The sequence below is a fragment of the Taibaiella helva genome (genome assembly GCF_003545695.1).
Lineage (GTDB): Bacteria > Bacteroidota > Bacteroidia > Chitinophagales > Chitinophagaceae > Taibaiella > Taibaiella helva.
The window spans coordinates 427412-446532 of record NZ_QUZZ01000002.1; the positions used below are offsets into that span (position 1 = coordinate 427412).

At 54.2% G+C, this 19121-nt stretch carries 14 protein-coding genes; 7 read left to right on the forward strand and 7 right to left on the reverse strand.

Going from position 1 to position 19121, the window contains the following annotated elements; all coding sequences use genetic code 11:
* The first annotated feature begins 32 nt into the window (after nt 1-32).
* Nucleotides 33-668: a hypothetical protein gene (locus DZC79_RS04615; RefSeq protein WP_157976923.1), complete on the forward strand. Its 636-nt coding sequence runs from the start codon at nt 33-35 to the stop codon at nt 666-668.
* A gap of 91 nt (nt 669-759) precedes the next feature.
* On the opposite strand, the gene DZC79_RS04620 is transcribed toward DZC79_RS04615, so the two are convergent.
* Both DZC79_RS04620 and DZC79_RS04625 read right to left on the reverse strand, forming a co-directional pair.
* Nucleotides 760-1341, reverse strand: a complete 582-nt coding sequence (locus tag DZC79_RS04620; protein WP_157976924.1) for a hypothetical protein — start codon at nt 1339-1341, stop codon at nt 760-762.
* Between the two features lie 106 nt (nt 1342-1447).
* The gene (locus tag DZC79_RS04625; RefSeq protein ID WP_118950380.1) at nt 1448-2011 is read right to left on the reverse strand and encodes a Crp/Fnr family transcriptional regulator; all 564 of its coding nucleotides are present in this window, start codon (nt 2009-2011) and stop codon (nt 1448-1450) included.
* 75 nt (nt 2012-2086) lie between these two features.
* On the opposite strand from DZC79_RS04625, the gene DZC79_RS04630 reads away from it, so the two are divergent.
* The 3 genes from DZC79_RS04630 (at nt 2087) to DZC79_RS04640 (ending at nt 4060) form a co-directional block, all read left to right on the forward strand.
* The gene (locus tag DZC79_RS04630) at nt 2087-2782 is read left to right on the forward strand and encodes an HAD family hydrolase (protein WP_118950523.1); all 696 of its coding nucleotides are present in this window, start codon (nt 2087-2089) and stop codon (nt 2780-2782) included.
* Nucleotides 2769-3410 (forward strand): chloramphenicol acetyltransferase, encoded by a 642-nt coding sequence (locus DZC79_RS04635; protein WP_232831756.1) that lies wholly within the window; start codon nt 2769-2771, stop codon nt 3408-3410. The genes DZC79_RS04630 and DZC79_RS04635 overlap by 14 nt, the downstream gene beginning before the upstream one ends.
* Nucleotides 3411-3493: 83 nt before the next feature.
* Nucleotides 3494-4060, forward strand: coding sequence for a YdeI/OmpD-associated family protein (locus DZC79_RS04640; RefSeq protein ID WP_118950381.1), 567 nt, complete (start codon nt 3494-3496; stop codon nt 4058-4060).
* Between the two features lie 73 nt (nt 4061-4133).
* On the opposite strand, the gene DZC79_RS04645 is transcribed toward DZC79_RS04640, so the two are convergent.
* Genes DZC79_RS04645 through DZC79_RS04655 form a run of 3 tightly spaced genes read right to left on the reverse strand, consistent with a single transcriptional unit; the run spans nt 4134 to nt 9639 of the window.
* Nucleotides 4134-4439 carry a GIY-YIG nuclease family protein gene (locus DZC79_RS04645; protein WP_118950382.1) on the reverse strand — a complete coding sequence of 102 codons (306 nt, stop codon included), beginning with the start codon at nt 4437-4439 and terminating at the stop codon, nt 4134-4136.
* 31 nt (nt 4440-4470) lie between these two features.
* Complete coding sequence (locus tag DZC79_RS04650; protein WP_118950383.1) at nt 4471-6693, reverse strand: gliding motility-associated C-terminal domain-containing protein; 2223 nt, start codon at nt 6691-6693, stop codon at nt 4471-4473.
* Between the two features lie 54 nt (nt 6694-6747).
* The gene (locus DZC79_RS04655) at nt 6748-9639 is read right to left on the reverse strand and encodes a DUF7948 domain-containing protein (RefSeq protein ID WP_118950384.1); all 2892 of its coding nucleotides are present in this window, start codon (nt 9637-9639) and stop codon (nt 6748-6750) included.
* A 96-nt stretch (nt 9640-9735) separates the two neighbouring features.
* Between DZC79_RS04655 and DZC79_RS04660 the strand changes: the two genes are divergently transcribed.
* From DZC79_RS04660 to DZC79_RS04670, 3 genes are all read left to right on the forward strand, one after another.
* Nucleotides 9736-11742, forward strand: coding sequence for a tetratricopeptide repeat-containing sensor histidine kinase (locus DZC79_RS04660; protein WP_118950385.1), 2007 nt, complete (start codon nt 9736-9738; stop codon nt 11740-11742).
* Between the two features lie 8 nt (nt 11743-11750).
* Nucleotides 11751-12389, forward strand: a complete 639-nt coding sequence (locus DZC79_RS04665; RefSeq protein ID WP_118950386.1) for a response regulator — start codon at nt 11751-11753, stop codon at nt 12387-12389.
* Between the two features lie 723 nt (nt 12390-13112).
* Nucleotides 13113-17207, forward strand: a complete 4095-nt coding sequence (locus DZC79_RS04670; RefSeq protein ID WP_118950387.1) for a T9SS type A sorting domain-containing protein — start codon at nt 13113-13115, stop codon at nt 17205-17207.
* 104 nt (nt 17208-17311) lie between these two features.
* Here the strand turns inward: DZC79_RS04670 and DZC79_RS04675 are convergent, their stop codons facing one another.
* Together DZC79_RS04675 and DZC79_RS04680 are read right to left on the reverse strand one after the other, a co-directional pair.
* Nucleotides 17312-18283 (reverse strand): WD40 repeat domain-containing protein, encoded by a 972-nt coding sequence (locus DZC79_RS04675; protein ID WP_157976925.1) that lies wholly within the window; start codon nt 18281-18283, stop codon nt 17312-17314.
* Nucleotides 18273-18782, reverse strand: a complete 510-nt coding sequence (locus DZC79_RS04680) for a hypothetical protein (protein WP_118950389.1) — start codon at nt 18780-18782, stop codon at nt 18273-18275. The genes DZC79_RS04675 and DZC79_RS04680 overlap by 11 nt, the downstream gene beginning before the upstream one ends.
* Between the last annotated feature and the right edge of the window lie 339 nt (nt 18783-19121).

Consider the following 19121-nt stretch of genomic DNA (forward strand, 5'->3'; position numbering starts at 1 on the left):
CGGCTGCCGAATTTTGAAATAAAAACTGGCCTATGAGAGCTTACATGATGACAATGACAGGTACTTTCTTTCTCCTCCTGTTTGGCGGCTCCTGCAAAAAGAGTGACACAGCCCCGGGAGAAAAAATAATCTACCAAACCGATTTTGATACCGACGACGGTTTCTTCTATACAGGAGAAGATGCTACCGGAGCGGGGACAATACAAAACGGTATCTACACCATGAGAAACAAAAAGACACAATTTGTCGACTTTTTCTACACTTCGTCTTTATTTAACGGCATTAGCGGCAACATCGCCATAGAGGCTAAAGTAAAGCCGGGAGCAGGTACCTATGGCGGTCTCCGTTGGAATGATAACAGCTCCGCTGCTGGCATCGCGGCGAGAACGTTGGAAATGAAAGATAACGGGATCTTCGCCGTGGGAAAATATGATGCTAACGGAACCTATGTTAACATCTCGGGCGACCTGTTCAGCAGCGCCATAGCCAAGGGCGATTTCAATGTGCTGCGGGTGGAGCAGCGCGATGGTACCACGCATTGCCTGATCAATGGCACGGAAGTCTATTCTATGGCTGCTAATGGCGACCGGCTGGATGTCTGCGGCTTCCTGGTGGGCGTCAATACTACCTTACAGGCCGACTACTTCAGGGCGATCCAGCTGCCTTGATTATCGCATGATGGATGGGACGTTTTGCTAATTCAGGAAGCCAGACACATAAAACTACTTAATGGAGTGGTGCTGCATTGCGGAAGGGAACTTAACGTTGCTGCTGAAGCGGTGTGTTGAAAAAGCCCCGCAGGTAGTATGATTCGTCGCTGTCCCCGATGCGGAAGGTATAGGAAATATAGCCTCCGGCGCCATAAGCATTGGTGCTTAGGGTCAGCGATTGTTCCAGGACCCTTCCCGGCTTCACTTTTCCGGGCGAAGGATAGACCAGGTGAGGGATCACTTCAAACTCGTTTTGGTACACGCTTACTTCAAAGGAGCTGGCATAGGCCGGCATGCCGTCTTCGAATAAAAGCTTCAGGGTATCGCGGCTCATTGAGGCATAGCAATAACGAAAAGTATATACACCCTGTATATTGGTCTCGCAGCTTGCCGTAAAATAAAGGTGAGCGGTATCCTCCGCCTGAATGGGTTCTCCCATTGCATGCTCAAACCTGCCCTCATCGTTTTTGCTGATGTACCAGGGATAGACCCATTCCTTGCTGAAAGGGAAGCCGTCCTTGGGCAGAATATTGGCGCGGATCACTTTCCCCTTCACCGTTTGTGCCTGTACGGACAAGGGAAAGAATAGCGCTATGATCAGTAGACGTCGTATGTCTGCTCGCTTGTTCATATCATGAATTCATCTTGTAATTTAGGGTTAAAATCCTGAATGCATTCCAATGCTATGTTCACCGGGAGCAATATTAACATTTGCTGACGGGCAATTGCCTTTGCTTTCAGGGCCGGGGTTTCAATAAACGGTTCAGGCTGCGCAGAGTGATGCCGAGATAGGCCGCCATATCCTCTTTGCTCAGCTCGATCTGCAGCTTATCGCAGAAGGCGAGGAGCTTTTTCAAGCCATGCTCCATGGTGTACAGCTGCTGGAAAGAAGCCCTGCTGGCCGTATTTACCAGGCGCTCGGCCAGCTCCTCCAGCATCAGCCGGTTCAGCGCGGCATCCTTGTCGAGCAGGCTGCGGAAATAAGCGCCCCGGATCACGTAGGCCTGTACCGTTGTCAGCGCTTCTATCGTGCACAGGCAAGGCGTATTGCGGATGAGCTCGATCTCCCCGGTAATCTCTCCCGCACTCAGGAATTCCATGACATAATCCTTGCCGTTGTCTTCGCTGCAATAACATTTCGTGATGCCATCCCTGATGATATAAATGCGGGAAGGGCGGCTGCCCTGGTGCAGCAGCACGCTGCCGCGGGCAAAGGTTTTCAGCGTGATCTCCGCCCCGTCGCCCTGCTGATGGTACAGATTTTCGATATAGGACAGGAAATCAGGATTGGTACGCAACATAGGGTCTGGGACAAATGTCTTTTTAAATTGCCGGGTTAATGCGGAGCTTTGCCACGTAAAAAAACAAAATTTGCTGTGAACGATAAAATAAATGTAATTGCCTTCGATGCAGACGATACGCTCTGGGTGAACGAGCCTTACTTCCAGGAAACCGAAAAGCGGTTCTGTGCTTTGCTGGAAAATTATGCTCCCCATCATACCTTATCGCAGGAGCTGTTTAAGATCGAGATGCAGAACCTGCACCTCTATGGTTACGGGATCAAGAGCTTTATGCTGAGCATGATCGAAACCGTATACGAAATTTCGGGCGGAACAGCCGACCTGAAGCTGATCCCGGAGATCATACGCCTGGGGCAGGATATGCTGCAGCATCCCATTGAATTGCTGGATGGTGTCAAAGAAGTGCTGGATGCCCTGAAAGGCCGTTACCGGCTGGTGGTTGCTACCAAAGGCGACCTGCTGGACCAGGAACGGAAGCTGAAGAAGTCGGGCCTGCTCGACTATTTCCATCACATCGAGATCATGAGCGATAAAAAGACGGACGACTACTGTAAGCTGCTGAAGCACCTGGATTGCGCTCCCGAACAATTCCTGATGCTGGGCAATTCGCTGAAGTCAGATGTGATCCCTGTGCTGGAGCTGGACGGCTATGCTGCGCATATCCCTTTTCATACCTTATGGGCGCACGAGCATTATGAAGGCAACCTGGAGCATCCCCGTTTTTTACAACTGACTACCATAACCGATATCCTGGATTATGTCGGACATTAGACACGAAATAGACCTGGAAACCTGGGCACGGCGGGATCATTACCGTTTCTTTTCCCGCTTTGAAGAACCTTTCTTTGGTGTGACGGTCAACCTGGATTGCACGCTGGCTTATCGCTATGCAGCAGAACAGGAGCGCTCCTTCTTCCTGTATTACCTATACCGGGCGCTCAAAGCGGCCAACCGTACAGAAGCTTTCCGCTACCGTATTGCGGAGGACAAGGTCTTCCTTTACGACAAGGTGCACGCTTCGCCTACGATCAACAGGTCCGACGGGACTTTCGGCTTCGCTTACATGGACTTTAATGAAGACGAGGAACAATTTTATGCCGATGCCCGGCAGGCTTCGGAAGCAGTGAAGAACAGCACAGGCCTGATCCCTTCCGTGTCGGGCCAAAATGTGATCCATTGCTCGGCCCTGCCCTGGCTATCCTTTACCAGCCTGTCGCATGCGCGCAGCTTCAGCTTTATAGACAGCTGTCCTAAAATATCGTTCGGCAAGCTGAGCGGCGAAGACGGGCGGAAGATCATGCCCGTTTCGGTACATGTACATCATGGCCTGGCAGATGGCTACCATGTAGGACAGTTTGTAGAAACCTTCCAGCGCCTGCTGAACGGGGAAGCTTTATAGGCGCGCACTGTAGCCTTTACCGGTTGGCGGTATTGGCGGAAACAATAATCGGGTTTATATTTATGCTTTAACCGATAAGCAATATGGCCCCGATAACCATTACTGAAATTATCCGTCCGCAAACAAGGAAGGCCTGGCGAAAATGGTTGCAGCAGCATTACCAGGACAAGAAAGAAGTGTGGATCACCATTCCTAAAGGAAAGAAGGGAATCGAGCTGAACGATATTATTGAAGAAGCGCTATGCTTTAACTGGATCGACAGTACCCAGAAGGCCCTGGATGAGGCGCATACTGTGCTCCGGATGACGCCCCGGAAAAAGAAGGGTGGTTTTTCGCAGCTCAATATAGAACGGATCAGGCTGCTCCTGGCCCGGGACCTGGTGCATGCCGATTTCCGGGAAGCGCTGGAAGCAGCAGTAGCCGCACCTTTCCATTTCCCAAAGGATATTATCGCAGCCATAAAAAAGAACAAGGAAGCCTGGCATTATTTCCAGGAGCTGCCTGAAGCGTATAAGCGTATACGTATTGCTTCCATTGAGCTGGCACGGAAGGAACCTGCTCTTTTTGAGAAACGCCTGGAGAAATTCATTGCCTGTACCAGCTGCAACAAACTGTTGCCGGGAAGCGCCGGTAACCAAAAGTATTATTAAGCATTAAGCGATAAGGAAACAGATACGCGCACGTATTCACGTGCGCGTTTGTTGCTCATGGAGGCAGGAACGGTTATATACCCGGAGTGCCGGCAGGTTTTTCCAGGAACATTAGCTGCGGATTGGCTGCCGACACCAGCTTGCGTAGCTTCCTTTGCGACAGGAAGGCTAGCTCTGTTTCCCGTTTGACAGCCGTCAGCATTTCTTCATGCTGCTCATAGTAAAGCAAGCGGTCGTAAACGCCCGCGCTGGCTGCAGCAGCGCCTGTGCGGGCATCAGGTAAATTGTGCAGGCTGGTGGTGACACCGGCCTGGAAGTGCGAACGCTCTTCGTCGGTTACGATATAGACAAAATAGGAAGACCTGAATTCAATTTCCATCGGGGTGATTTCAATGTTCGTAGCCGGCGGCTTACCGTATCAGGGTAAGGTCGCCTTTGAAGGTACGTGCGGCGCCATCAGGATAATGGACAATGACCAGGTAGTGATAGGTGCCGGTATTGCAGGGTTGGCCTTGCTGTGTGCCGTCCCATCCTTTATAAGGGTCGGAAGTCTCGAACAGCTGCTGGCCCCACCGGTTGAAGACGCGGAACGCAGCCAGCTTCTGGTAGCGGACATTGCCCAGCCGGAACACATCATTGATGCCGTCGCCGTTAGGGCTGAAAGCATTGGGAATAAAGACCGGCATCTGGTAATCGATATCGATCCTTACCGTGGCTGTATCGCGGCATCCATGTTCGCTAAGGCCCATTACGGTATAGGTGGTGGGCTGTAAAGGTCTTACAAATGGCGCCGGAACGGTGTCGTTGCTTATCGTACCCGAAGGCCACCAGGTGTAAAGCATGGCGCCCGAAGCCTGCAGCTGTATGCTGTCTCCATAAGGGATCCTGGCGGTGGCCGGCGTAACTGATAATTGTATCCCGGGATAGGCCGCAATGTCGAAGAGTATCGTGGTATCGCAGCCTGTGGCTGTGGTCATGCGCAGCGAATAGCTGCCCGGCGCCAGTCCGCCTATCGTATCCCCGGCATTGCTTTGCGCAGTGCGCAGGATATCCTGGTTCTTTTGCCAGATAAAAGTAACCGTAGTGGTATCGGTTGGTGTGGCATAGGCATGGGCTGTTGCCGGATCGACGCAGGTAATGCTGTCCCGGCTCACGATGGGCAGTTGCTGGAACCTGACCTCGAACGTATCGAAGTGATCGGTACAGCCATACTGGTAGGCCACGGTGTATTTGCCCGGCTGCGTGACTGCTTTGCGGACAGCCGAGGTATTATCCCACCATTGGATATTCGTAGCCAGGGTGTCGGTCTGCAGCCATAAAGTATCTTTACCGCAGGCTAGCACGGGATAGGTTCCTGATACGGTATCCCTGGGCAATACGGCAATATCGTTGGGAAACGGGCCTGCACGGTCGTCGAAGGATTCAAATTGCAGGTCGTTGGCTATAAACTGGCAGGCTACCCCTGCCAGCTCGGGCTGCCGGATGTAAAAGAGTCCGTCGCGCGCCGGGGCATAGGGGGGACTATAGCCATAGCTTTTGGCGATGTAGATGCGGCCGTCGGGTGCATTTTTAATGCTGGCCGACACGGGGGCGCCTGCGGAAATATATGTCTCCGAAGCCAGGATAGCCGCCGGTGTGGGCAGGCTGAGATCAAACTGGGACACGCTGCCGCAGCTGATGCAAGGGAAAGTCCAGGCATAATACAGCTTGGCGCTTCCGTTGGAAAAGCAGGCATCATACACTGCCCGCATATTCAGGGGCACATTCGCTAGCGTCAATGGATTCAGGACCTGTCCTGTGGCCGCATTGAAATCCATCAGCTGCAGGAAGGACAAGCCGGCATTGCCGTAGGCATCGGCGCCCTGGTGGCTGCTGTGAACAATCTTTTTCCGGTCGGGCGATGCTTTTATAGCGGTACGGGTAGGCGTGAACATACCGCCGTTGGAATAGTTTGGCGGCGGGCTGGGCAAGCCGGTTGGTGAAAGCACCGGGTTCGCATTCACGCCCCTGATGGAAAGCTCGTAGGCTTTAAAGGTATTGCCGGCGATATCATGTGTGATGGCCCATACATTACAGTCTTCGCCGCGGACTACGGTGAGCGCGCCGGTCGTGCTGCGATCGAGCAATACCTTTTTCTGCGAAGCCAGCACAGCGCCCTTGCCATTGCTCAGGCTCATATCGACTACCGAATAGAACAGCGAGCAGGTATCGGAAAAGGATTGTCCGTCGGGCTGTGCATTGCGCCAGGTGTGGAAAATATAATAGCGGTTCCGGTTGGCCGGATCGGCCGCGATAGCCGCCGATTGCTGCAGCTGCCAGATGCCGTTCTCCATCGAGATGGGTCCCATAGGGTAGCCTGAAAGCAGGATACCGCCGGACATAATGCTACCATCACGGCTCCATACTTTAGCGCCATTGGTATAGAACAGCAGCCTGCCCTCTTTGTCGCAGATACTGGCCGCACCGCCTCCCGAATAATGATGATAATTTTCAACAGAAGAGGAAAAGAAGGTTGCCGGCGTCGCATTGAAATCAATACCGCAGGCATTGCCGTAGGCCCATACATAATCCTCCTTCTGCGCGCTTGCTGTAAGGCAGCCTAAAAGCGCAAGCACCGGTATCAGTCGTTTCATAAAAGCGGGATGAAGATTTCCCGGCGGCCTGCGCCGCCGGGAAAGGGAATAAGATTACTTTGAACGGGTCAGCTTCACGGTCTTCAGCAGGTGTCCTTTGCTATCGGAAAGCTGCAGCAGGTATAGCCCTTCAGGATAAGCGCCGATGTCTATGGTGCTGGTCTCATCCATTTCCAGGAGCTTTCTGCCGTCGATGCTGCTCAGCCTGATCTGCAGCTTCACCGGGCTGCTGATGTGCACGATCTTGCTCGAAGGATTAGGATACACTTGTATTTTATCTGCTATGGATTTAGACCCGCCGATGCCCAGCGTAGGGACTTGCAACGCTGCAGAAGTGCCGCTGCAGCCGAAGACGTCGGTAACCTTAACGGTATAGTCACCCGTAGCGCTTACCGTATAGCTGGCGCTGGTGGCGCCGGCCAAAGGTTGACCATCCCGGTACCATTGGTAGCTGCTGAAAGTCCCCGTGGTTAAGGTGTTTCCGGTCTGGCTGATCACCGGTGCCGGCGCTGTCCTCACGGTTATGGTCCGCCATACGGTATCGGTGCCGCCGCAGGCTGCGATGGCCACAACACCTATGGTCCCGCCGCTGCCGTTGGTGGTTACGGCAATGGTATCGGCAACACTGGCGCCGCTCCATCCCGCAGGAAGGATCCAGGTGTAGGAAGCCGCTCCGGGTGCTGCTTCTGTACGGAAGCTGGCCGTTGTTGCGTCGGCGCACAACATAGTATCGCCGGTGATGGTACCGGGAAGGGCTATGCTACAGTCGCTGAATTTAGAAAGGAAGACATCGTGCATGCCGGCATTGGTATTGCCCGCGCTCCACAAGGGCTGATAGCTGTTGGGTGTAGTAACCTCGGCATTGGGGCCTGCAGAGTTGGCGATATAGATATTGCCGAAAGCGTCGCAGCTGATGTCGCCACCGGCGCTGTTGGGACCATAGAAGCTGATGTATCCGCCGATCTGTGCGCCGCCGGCCCCGCCGAAATAAGTGCCCCAGAGCCTGTTGCCCGAAGTGTTCAGCTTGGCCAGGAAGACGGTGTATCCGCCCGAAAGAATATCCTCCTGGTAAGCGCCGGGCGTGCTGATCCCGTCAGGGCTGTTGGTGAAGCCATACAGCACCACGTTGCCGGTTGCATCGCGACCGAGGATGCCGCCCCTGTAATTGTACCATTCTTCTCCTTCGCCGCCGTAATAGGTAGCCCATTGGCGGGCGCCGCTGCTGTTGAATTTAGCGACGAAGAAATCGTTGCCGCCGGCCAGCGTATCCTGGAAACTGTTGGGGCTGCTGATGCCCGTAGCGCTTTTGGTCATGCCTGCGAGGAACACATTGTCATCGGCATCGGTGACCACGCTTCCGCCCATTTCGGTGCTTTCGCCACCGTAATAGGTAGCCCAGAGCAGCTGGCCCTGGCTGTCGAACTTAGCCAGGTAGGCATCGTCAGTGCCGCTGAGCGTTGTCTGGAAGCTACCGGGCGTGGCAATGCCGGTAAGGCTTTCGGTACGCCCGGAGAGATAGACATTTCCGGCGGCATCACACGCCAACGGATCAAAACCAACATAATTCTGCTCACTGCCTTCGCCGCCGAAGAACGTACCCCAGAGCCGGTTGCCGGCACTGTCGTACTTCATCAGGAAAGCGTCCATGCCTCCGGTAACGGTATCCTTGTAAGTTCCGGGCGTGCCGAACACCGCATTCTGCCCCGAATAGGCATTGCCGGTGAGGTACAGGTTACCGGAAAGATCGCATTGGATCGCCGCTGTACGGTAAAGAAATTCGATATAGCCGGGCAGGCCCCTGGTCCAGCTGAGCTGTCCGGCGCCGTTGAACTTGGCGATCATCGTATCGGCCATAATAAAGATGTTGCCATAGGGATCGCAGCTGAGATTGGGTACGTCGCGGGGATACAGGGTATAGGAAGAATGGCCGAAGTGCGTACCCCATTGCCGTTGTCCCGTGCTGTCAAACTTGACCAGGAAGGGGCTGTTGTCGCCCTCTGCTACCTGGCGGGTAGTCTGGTAAGCGCCGGTGGTTACAATATTGATTGCAGCGCTGCCCTGCATAGTCGCAAAGGACATATACACGTTACCATCCGGATCGGTAGCCAGGCTGGGGTTGAAATCGTCGCTGGTGCCGCCGTAGAAGGTGCCCCATTCCAATGTTGGGTCGATGGTGAGCGTGCCGCTGTGCGTTGCGGTCCGGAAACGGAGCTCTTTCTTGTCCAGCACAAAAGAAGAGGCGATTGCGACACCTTTGTCCGTATAGCTTCGGGGCGCGCTTTCCGATACGCGGCCCATGGGTGTCGTTGCCGTAAGGCTCCCGTCCCGGTTAAGCTGTAAAGCAGTAGCTCCGTCATATTGCAGGCGGATGTCCGATACCTTGCCACCGGGCCGTACCACGAAATCGTGTTCCAGCTTGCCTTCGGCATTGAAGTAAAACACCCAGTCGATATGGGGATAAACATCTTTATAGATGACCTTTTTATAGGTATGCGCACGTTGCAGCATAGTGCCATTGAGGTACTGTTCAAAATAGGCTTGCGGCGCTTCTTTGATCATCACAGCATGGGTATTGGCATGTAGCAGCGTAACATCCATGCGATACATATCGATCAGGCGGGACGCTGCATCTTTACCATCCTTCGTTGCCTCCCGTGCTGCGGCCCATTGGTAGTGGATCGCAGCGTCGCCGAAAAAGACATTGACCCCGTCCCCTTTGACCTGGAAGTCCACATCGGGCCTGGGTTTCCCGGCCTGGTCCGTTATCTGTCCTGCATTTTCGATGAAGCCTTCATGGCTGCGGATATTGTATTCCGGCGTTACCGGGGATGCGCCCGGGGCTAAGGTTGGATTGAGCCGGTAGCTCCGGCTGGCGCCGGTCCTGGCCTGGCCCTGCGCGGCAACCAGCATGATACCGGCTAATAGGGTAACTACTTTTTTGTTCATAATTTGCTACTTTTATGCCTGCTGTAAAAAATGTTTTATTCGTTCTGTTACTACTTGACAAAGAACGAATGTTTAACCACCAGGAAAAGAGAGTGAATGATCTATAATTTATTTCCCAATACGTTTTTCCGGCGGCTTTTTCCTACTCTGAAATTTCTTTCCCTTTTCCGGTTTACCGGAAAAGTGTGCTTGCTGACGGGCCTCTCTGCCTGGCTTTCTCTTGCTGAAGCCGCCGGCCGGGAGCCGGGACAGAAGGCGATTACCGCAATGGTCGACTCCGCCGGGGGCCTTGTCAATGCCAGGCCCGAAGCTGCGCTGCAGCTTTATCGCCGGGCTTTTGACCTGGCTATTGAGGAGCGCCTGGCTGTGGAGGCAATGGATGCTTTCAGTCATGTGATTACCTTTTATAACAATACCGGCCGTTATGATGAAGCGCTGGCCGAAACCCGGCGGGTGGAAAATATTGCTGCCTCGCTGAAGCTGTATGAGCTGTCTATGGCCGTATACAACAGCCTGGCCAATCGCTTTCAGCGAAAGGGTATGTATGATTCCGCCATGCACTATTACTATTCGGCCATCGCCCTGGCCGAGCGGCATAAGACCAGCAACGAAGCTATTTTGCCTACTTTATATACCAACCTGAGCGGTGTGCTGGACATAACCGGCGGCGATGAAAAAAGTATTTTTTACCTCCGTAAAGCGGAAGCCATCGCCAGGAACATCCGGCACGATCACCTGCTGGCCCTTATCCTGATCAATAAGGGCAATACTTTCAGCAACCTGGGCCAGATCGACTCCAGCACGAGAAACCTGAAAGAGGCGCTGACCATCGCCCGGCGGAAACATTTCCTGCAATGGCAGCACCTGGCGCTCAGCAACCTGGCCGGCAACTGCAATGAGCTGGGGCAATACAGGGAAGCGATCGTGTACCTGGAGGAAGCGCTGAGCCTCAGGGGAGAGGTGGATCCCAACTACCGCAACACCAATCTTTCGTTAATGGGCAGAGCGCAGATGGCATTGGGCAAGTATCAGCTGGCCAAACAATACCTGCTGCAATCGCTACAGATGGCGGAGACAATGAACATTGCAAGGGGCATTACGCAGGGGCACCAGCTCTTAGCTGATCTCTATGCCCGGCAGGGCCGTTTTAAAGAAGCCTATCATCACCAGCAGGTTTACCAGCTGATGAAAGACAGCACCGAAGGAAAGGAAACCCGCTATAACGTCAACCAGCTGGAAGTCCGCTACCGCACAGCGCAGAAGGACAAGGAGATCGTGCAAAAGGCCCTGCAGATCAGCAGGCAGAAGACGCAGATCAAGCAGCGCAACCTGTGGATACTCGGCATCTCGGCAGGTTCGCTGCTGCTGGCGGTAATGGCGGCGCTGCTGTACAGCCTGTACCGCAGCAGCTGGCACCAGAAGCGTTTTCAGGAAGAAAAGCTGCGTAGCCTGGAGCAGGAGCAGGAAATAGGCCAGCTGAAAGCCATGATGCAGGGCGAAGAAAAAGAACGCATCCGTATTGCGCAGGACCTGCACGACGGCATCGGGGGCATGCTGGCTTCCATTAAAATGAACCTGAACGCGATCGGCGACGAGCGATCCGAGCTGCAGGCGCTGCCCGGCTTTAGCAAAGTATCGGCTATGCTGGCCGACACTACCAGGGAAGTACGCAAGACAGCGCATAACCTGATACCAGATGCGCTTACCCGGCAAAGCCTGAGGGAGGCGCTGCTGCTGTATTGCGAGAACAACAGCAACAGCCAGCTGCGGGTAGACCTGCAATATGACGTGGCGGAATCCTGCAGCAAGGCGGCGGAGCTGTTTGTTTACCGTATCGTTCAGGAGCTGGTGCAGAATATAGTAAAGCATGCCCGGGCCAGCTATGCCGTGATCCAACTCATGCTGCACGATGGCCGTCTTAGCATAATAGTTGAAGACAATGGCAAGGGCTTCGACAGCGGTGTGCCAACTAAAGGCGCCGGCCTGCTTAACCTCAGGGGAAGGGTAGAGACGCTGCAGGGTTATATTTCCATTGCCTCCCGGCCGGGCAGCGGGACCACTGCTCATATCGAATTTGAATTCAGTAAGCTTAAAAATCTCTGACGGTATCCATGAGTATCCACATCGCCATTGCCGACGATCACCCTATGATTATTGATGGGTTGCAGAATATATTGCCCAATTATCCCGATATCATACTGAAGGGAAGCTATAAAAGCGGGAATGCGCTGCTGGAAGGCATGGAAAATACAAGGCCCGATGTACTGCTGCTGGATATACAGATGCCCGACCTTACCGGCGATGAGCTGGCGCCCCTGCTGCTGAAACGCTATCCTGAGCTCAGGATACTGGTGCTGACCAATTTTGACAGCGCCCTTTATGCCAACAACATGTTCAAGCGCGGCGCGCACGGCTACCTGCTGAAGACCGCCGAGAACAGCACGCTGGTAGAGGCGATCAGAACGGTGTATGAAGGTGGACAGTATCTGCAGGAGAGCATGAAAGAAAAGATCAGGCAAATGAGCATCCGGGACAAGAAGGCTTCGTTTTCCAAATCGACCCTCACGCCGAGAGAGCTGGAGATCCTGCAGCTGATCGTAAACGGCTACAGCGCACCCCAGATCGCCGAGCAGTGCTTCCTCAGCCTGCGCACTGTGGTGAATTACCGCACCAGCATCATGCTCAAGCTGGATGTCAACAATACGGCTATGCTGGTGAAGAAGGCGCTGACCACGGGACTGGCCGAATAGCTACCGGGCCGAAAAGGCCTGCCCATCCTGTGTTTAGGTTAGTTCCTGCCCCGGACAGGAAGAAAGCCCTTATGGACCCGAAAGCGTTGCCGGACGCCGGTATCCTTACCCCGTCCGGGTTTGACCAGGAAAAGGCCAAGGTACTGGCGGGTTAGGCCGTTGTTGCTCTTATTTCTAAAGCCTTGCTTTTTCAGGCTGGTGGTTTTCCCTGAATGAAAGGCTGGAAGGGCTATGCCTGTAATAAAAATGCTACGTTCCGGTTGGGTTAAGCATAATTATTTCGCTTAACTGTAATGCAAGCGCTTATCAGTCAGGCAGCTTTGCTTTGAGCCTTGCTGGTCTTCATATCCGGTAATAAATTACTACGGTTACTTTCTGATGTACTGGTATTTCTTAATAAGAAAACAGCTAAGTTTGCCCGGTTATTGAGTAATAACCACCGAACCAAACCAAACCAAACAACGTCTCAGCCACCGCAATCAGCGAATTATTTCCGGCAATGAGCTACCGAACTTCAGCCATGAGGTAGAGGGGGCCTTATTGCTTCAAGTGATTTACCAGGGCATGCGCCCGGGTGAATGCAGGGTACCTTTGTGCGCAAATCTTTGTGTGTATAGGAGATGGAATATCCTGTGCTGTTTTGGAAGTGGTGTGCTGAGGTGGAATAAAAGATATTGATTTAGCCCCGAGCTTTTATTTTTCACCAAAAACCAATCCAAATCTATGAGCAATTTTCTACGCGGCTTAGCTTTAAACGCGCTGTTGTCGTGCGGAGCCCTGCTCCCGGCACAGCTGGCCTATGCGCAATGTACAGCGCCGACTTCAACAGTGGTCAACAATACCAATTGCAGCACGGCTAATGGTAAGATCACTTTTACCGGCCCCACACCTGTTGCCAACTACCAGTTCAGCATTGATGGCGGGGTTACCTTCGGCACACCTGGTCAAACCGTGTTCAACGGGCTCTTCGGCGGCTCTTATCCTACGGTGTCCAAGCTCATCGCCACGGGCTGTGTATCGGCTGCAACCAACAAGACGATTACGAATCCCGCCGTACCCGCCAACCCGGCCTCGACCGTGGTAAACAACACGAATTGCCTTACACCCAATGGCAGCCTTACGTTTACGGCGCCCACACCTTTGGCCAACTACCAGTTCAGCGTTGACGGCGGTACAACCTTCGGGCCGGCAGGTACCGTTTCCTTTCCCGGCTTATCCGGCGGCACCTATCCTACGGTGGTCCGTAGTGTAGCGACCAGCTGTGTTTCAGCCATCACCTCCAAAACCGTTGCCAACCCGGTAATAGCGGCGCCGGTATCTACCGTAACGGCGGCTACGAATTGTATCACGCCCAACGGTACGATCACCTTTACGGCACAAGCCGGTGCGGTCTTCAGCATTGACGGCGGCACTTCTTTCGGAACGATAGGACAGACCGTGTTTCCTAACCTGAGCCCGGGTACTTATGCTACCCGCGCTAAAGTAACCGCTACCGGATGTCTTTCGGCCGTGGTCAACAAAACGGTTGCTGCGCCTACCGTCGCCAACCCGGTGTCGACCGTCGTTAATGTAACCAATTGTGTTGCCCCTAACGGCAGCATTACGTTTACAGGCCCTACGCCATTGGCCAGCTACCAGTTCAGCACCGACGGCGGATCCACCTTCGGTACGGCGGGGCAGGCGGCCTTCACAGGCCTTGCGGCAGCTGCTTATCCTACTGTGGCCAAGCTGGTCTCTTCCGGCTGTGTCTCTGCTACGGTAAATAAGACGGTAGCCAGCCAGGCGGTAGCCACGCCCGTTTCTACCGTAACGAATGTTACCAATTGTACCACGCCTAACGGCCGGATCACCTTTACCGGTCCAACGCCCCTGGCCAATTACCGTTTCAGTGTCGATGGCGGCGCTACCTTCGGTACGCCGGGGCAGACCATATTCCCCAACCTTGCTGCAGGCACCTACAGCACCGTTGCCCAGCTGGTTTCCTCCGGCTGTGTTTCGCCTACGCCTGCTGCAAAAATCATTGCCAATCCCGCGGTAGCGGCGCCTGTCTCTACGGTCGCGACCAGCAGCTGCTCTTCGGCTACAGGATCCATTACCTTTACCGGGCCTACACCGCTGGCCAGCTTTTCCTTCAGTGTTGATGGCGGCGCCACCTTCGGTACTGCAGGACAAGCAACATTCAACAACCTGCCGGCGGGTACATATGTTACGAAGAGCCGTTCTGCAGCAGGCTGTATTTCGGCAGCTTCAGTCAATAAGGTGATCACCAATACTGTAACCGCTGTACCTGCTACAGCAGCCGGCACCAATCCCACGAATTGTAATACACCTAACGGCGCCATTAATTTTACCGGTCCCACTGCACTGGCCAACTATGAGTTCAGCATCGATGGCGGCGCTACCTTCGGCGCTGCGGGTGTAACCAACTTTCCCAACCTTGCAGCAGATGTCTATGCCACCAAAGCCCGGTCGGTGATCACGGGCTGCGTATCGGCAACGGTTAATAAAACCTTGACCAACCCGGTTGTTACGGTACCTACCGCTACAAAGACAGATGTAACGGATTGCAGCGCCCCCGACGGCTCGATCACGTTCTCCGGTCCGACGCCTATAGGCAACTATCAATACAGCATCGACGGCGGCGCTACCTATGGCTTTGTTGGCCAGGTGTTTTTCGGTACGCTGCCTGCGGGCCTGTACAGCCCTGTATGCCGGCTCGTATCGACCGGTTGCGTATCCAACCCTGCCGCTAACCTCAATATTCTCCGCCCGGCCCGTGCCGGCGCCGATAAGGCGATCTGCCAGTACCAGCCCGCGATTATGACAGCGGCTGCCCTGGCCGGCGCTACCTGGGACGCGCTGCCGGGCAACCCCGCAGCGACGACCTTCGTTAATGCTGCCGCGCCCGGCACCCGCATCAATGGCTTTACTGCTGTGGGCACCTACCAGTTTGCCTGGGGCACTGCCGCCTGTAAGGATACGGTGGCCGTTGTTGTAGACGATTGCCTCAGCCCGCTGATCAACAATACCAGCGCCTTCCTGTACCAATCCGTAGCCGGCTCGGCAACCGATATTATCGCTGTGAACATTGGTACCGGTGCACAATCGACCTTGTATACAGATGTGAATGGCTCTGCAGGGAACATCAATGCTGTAGGCTACAATGTTACCGATGGTGAAATATGGGGCAGCGTGGTGAACGGCACCGGCCTGGCGCTGACCGGCGACAGCATCGCCCGCATCGGGGAAGATGGCATTCCGCATTATTACGTGGTACCGGGGCTATACAGCGGCGGTTACAACGTGGGCACCGTAGACAACGATGGTGTGCTTTACCTGTATTCCTCCAACCAGACCCAGATCTTCAGGGTGGATGTCAATCCCACTTCTCCTACCTTTCTCACGCTCCTGGCGCCTGTGCTGAACACTACAGCCATGAACATCGCCGACTGGGCCTTTAATCCCATCGATGGGCTGCTGTATGGTGTAGGCAATGCTTCGCCGCACGTGCTGTACCGCATCAACCCGGTTACCGGCGCAGCCACCAGTGTAGGCAACGTGACGGGCAATGCTGCTTTTACCGCAGGCTCTTTCGGTGCAGCCTATATGGATGCCTCAGGCAACCTGTATGTAGGCGACAATACTGCTGGCGGCGTGTTCAAAATCAATACGGTGCATAATGTTACCGGCAATACCACGGCTGCATTGCGCTCGCAGGGACAACCTTCGGCAGGCAACGACGGTACGATGAACCACAATGCCTGCATCAAGCCCGATGCGGGCAGGGATACGATGATCTGTATCTCCAATTATGTGATCATGACGGCTACACAGGTATCGGGTGTGCAATGGTCGGCCCAGGGCGACAACCCGGGTACCGCCAGCATCACCAACCCGCTGAGCGCCACGACCACGATCACTGATTTCAGCCAGAGCGGTCTTTACCATTTCATCTGGACCAACGGACCAGATTGTACGGATACTGTAGCGGTAAGGGTGATCAACTGCATCTCCGATACACTGGTTGTACCGCCCTGCGATACCTGCCCGGTAACGATATGCAACACGCCCAATCCTGAGCTGCCGGTGACCGATACCACTACGCACAGCACCTGCGGCATTTCACCTGCCGGTTCCAGCTATGGTACCCTGGTGCTGGATGCCAGCGGCTGCGCCACCTGGACACCCAACGGTACGCAACCCGCTACAGATACCGTAACCACCTGCATTACCAGCTGTAACGGCCCGGTATGCGACACGACTTATGTGCTGATCCTGCCACCGCCGACGCCCCTGCCGCTGGAGCTGATCTATTTCAGAGGAGAGATGACGGATTGCCGCGCCTACCTGAGCTGGCAGACCGCAAAAGAGGAATTGAAGGACTTTACGATAGAAAGAAGCGCTGCGGGAAGCAAATGGACAGCGATAGGAACCGTACCTGCGCTGGGCAGGGGCTTGGACCGGAAAGACTATAAGTATGTCGACCTGGCTGCACCGCAGGGCCGTAACCTGTACCGGCTGAAGATGACGGATGAAGACGGTGCTTACCGCTTCAGCCCGGTGGTTGCGCTCGGCAACAATTGCATGAATGCAGCGATCACCATTTTCCCCAACCCGGTTAAGGAACAGGAAGGCTTCTGCATCAAGATCAGCAACCTGGATGAGGTGAGCTACCAGCTGTTCGATCAGACAGGACGGCTGCTGCGTGAAGGCCGCTTCTCGGGCCAGACGACGATCAAAGGATTGAAGGCCGGTGTTTACTTCGTGAAAGCCAGTAATGCTTCGGTTAATATAAGCCGGAAGGTGATCATCCGCTGATCCTTTTGAAAAAAGCCTTTCAACCGAAAGGGCCGTCTCGTGAGAGACGGCCCTTTGCTATGGACGATGCTGGCTTGTATTTTGTGAATAAGAAGCATCAATTTTTACTCGGCATCCCAGAATTTAAGGATACCCTTCAGGTCGACGGAAACCACCTGCTTTCCATCTTCCGATACCTTCAGTTTGCTGACCGAACCGCTGTGCCCGGTGAGCGTTTGCAGCAGCTTGCCGGAGGCTTTGTCCCATACGCGTATGGTCCGGTCGATACCTGCAGTATAGATCCGGGTCGGGGTAAAGCGTGCAGCATTCAGCTGCATATGGTAGGGAGCCCGGTACACTTTGCTGCTGTCTTCCAAATCGTGGTAAGGCCAGTCGGGATGCTGGAGACTAAAGACTACAGCCTTTTGCCGCGAGCTGTAGTTGATGCATTGGTTAAAGTCTATGATAAGGACATTCCCTCCGGCATCCTTATCCATGACCTTCCCGGCCGGTATCTCGCGGCTTTCCTGCAATTGCCTGCGCTTCAGGTCCCAGAAGCAGAGCTTCTTCGGCGAAGCTATGGTAGCCATGTTATGGCTGTCGATGGCAATAATGGTCCCTTTGGGAAAGCTATCGGGAAGTTGTAATTCTTTGTAGCCTTCCTGTACTTCCCATACATGCGGCCTGGCATCCTGGTCGAAAGTGGCCAGCCATTTGTAGTCGTCCGAATAGCAGAGTGCAATCGTCCAGGTGGCGGGTAGGGCAAGCTTCCGGGTAATGCGCCCGCTTTTGCCATCGAGCAGCACGACACCGTTTTCCAGCGTGGCCGCGGCAATTTCCGAAGTCCGCTTATTATAAGCCAGTGCGTAGATCTCGTCGTGCAGCTGAGCGACCACCCGCTCTCCCGAGCCTTTGATCACACGGGCTATTCTTCCGCTGGGTGTGGCTACCAGTACGGTATCGTGTCTGCCGGTATAAACAACAGCGGTATAAGATACCGGGTTAATGCCGGTAAACTTATCAATGACCTGCTGGGCGGCGCCTGGCAAGGCCGGCAGGAAAAAGCAAATACAGTACAAGGCTGTTCTAATGTTCATCGGTATATAGCTTAACGGTTTGCTCATTTTTTTTCAAGGTAATATCGGCATCCGCGTCGCTGGCAGAAAGCGATGCCTTGTTTTTCCCGTTCCTGCTCCATACCTGCATGGTAGCTGCACCCTGGGGTTCAGCGATCAGCAGCATCTGCTGCGCGGTTTTGGAATCCAATGTGAGGAAGGCATTGCCGTAATTGTCGTCGGTTACATAGCCGCCCCTTTCCTGGCCTTCGCTATCGTACAGCATGACACCCGAAACGGACCCGTTTTTTTTCCGGGCTTTGGTCCGGCTGCCGGCTGCAAAATTGGGTTCCGGCAGGTGCGCGCCTACGATCACCCGCTCTATTCCCGAGGAGTCGACGATAACAATACCGCTTACCTTCAGGATCTTATTGCTGAGGTCTTCTGTGGCTTTATCCTTCGATGAGGTAAAAGAGAAGAGGTAACTGCTGAACAGGACCAGGTTGAGCAGGCTGACTGCATAAAGAAGCTTGTCTTTCATGTGTATCTGTTTTAAGGAATGTTCTGCAAAAGTATCGTTCGTTTCACAGGGCTGTATCTACCGGAAAACCAGGATTCTTTTACCGCGCCGCTCATTGAAGGTGACTTTTCCCGGAAGGGATCACTCCCGGAACGCCGGCCTGTTTTTCCCGGCAGCTGCATAAAGCCCGGAGCATTGTTCCGGAGCGACGTTCGGGTAAGGAACGGTAAGCGGTCCGGCCCCGCTGGCAACAGGTACAATCCTTGCCCATGGCGCATTGCAAAGCAGCGGGAGCGTGACCTGCGTCACTTGCTGCGGGCCTCATTTGCGCCCACATTGACCAGCACCATGCATCTTTGC

Coding starts and splice junctions, on each gene's coding strand:
- DZC79_RS04660 (WP_118950385.1), top strand. CDS start 9,736: ATGATCTATAATTTATTTCCCAATACGTTTTTCCGGCGGCTTTTTCCT.
- DZC79_RS04635 (WP_232831756.1), top strand. CDS start 2,769: ATGTCGGACATTAGACACGAAATAGACCTGGAAACCTGGGCACGGCGG.
- DZC79_RS04615 (WP_157976923.1), top strand. CDS start 33: ATGAGAGCTTACATGATGACAATGACAGGTACTTTCTTTCTCCTCCTG.
- DZC79_RS04645 (WP_118950382.1), bottom strand. CDS start 4,439: ATGGAAATTGAATTCAGGTCTTCCTATTTTGTCTATATCGTAACCGAC.
- DZC79_RS04675 (WP_157976925.1), bottom strand. CDS start 18,283: ATGAACATTAGAACAGCCTTGTACTGTATTTGCTTTTTCCTGCCGGCC.
- DZC79_RS04640 (WP_118950381.1), top strand. CDS start 3,494: ATGGCCCCGATAACCATTACTGAAATTATCCGTCCGCAAACAAGGAAG.
- DZC79_RS04680 (WP_118950389.1), bottom strand. CDS start 18,782: ATGAAAGACAAGCTTCTTTATGCAGTCAGCCTGCTCAACCTGGTCCTG.
- DZC79_RS04625 (WP_118950380.1), bottom strand. CDS start 2,011: ATGTTGCGTACCAATCCTGATTTCCTGTCCTATATCGAAAATCTGTAC.
- DZC79_RS04620 (WP_157976924.1), bottom strand. CDS start 1,341: ATGAACAAGCGAGCAGACATACGACGTCTACTGATCATAGCGCTATTC.
- DZC79_RS04650 (WP_118950383.1), bottom strand. CDS start 6,693: ATGAAACGACTGATACCGGTGCTTGCGCTTTTAGGCTGCCTTACAGCA.
- DZC79_RS04670 (WP_118950387.1), top strand. CDS start 13,113: ATGAGCAATTTTCTACGCGGCTTAGCTTTAAACGCGCTGTTGTCGTGC.
- DZC79_RS04655 (WP_118950384.1), bottom strand. CDS start 9,639: ATGAACAAAAAAGTAGTTACCCTATTAGCCGGTATCATGCTGGTTGCC.
- DZC79_RS04665 (WP_118950386.1), top strand. CDS start 11,751: ATGAGTATCCACATCGCCATTGCCGACGATCACCCTATGATTATTGAT.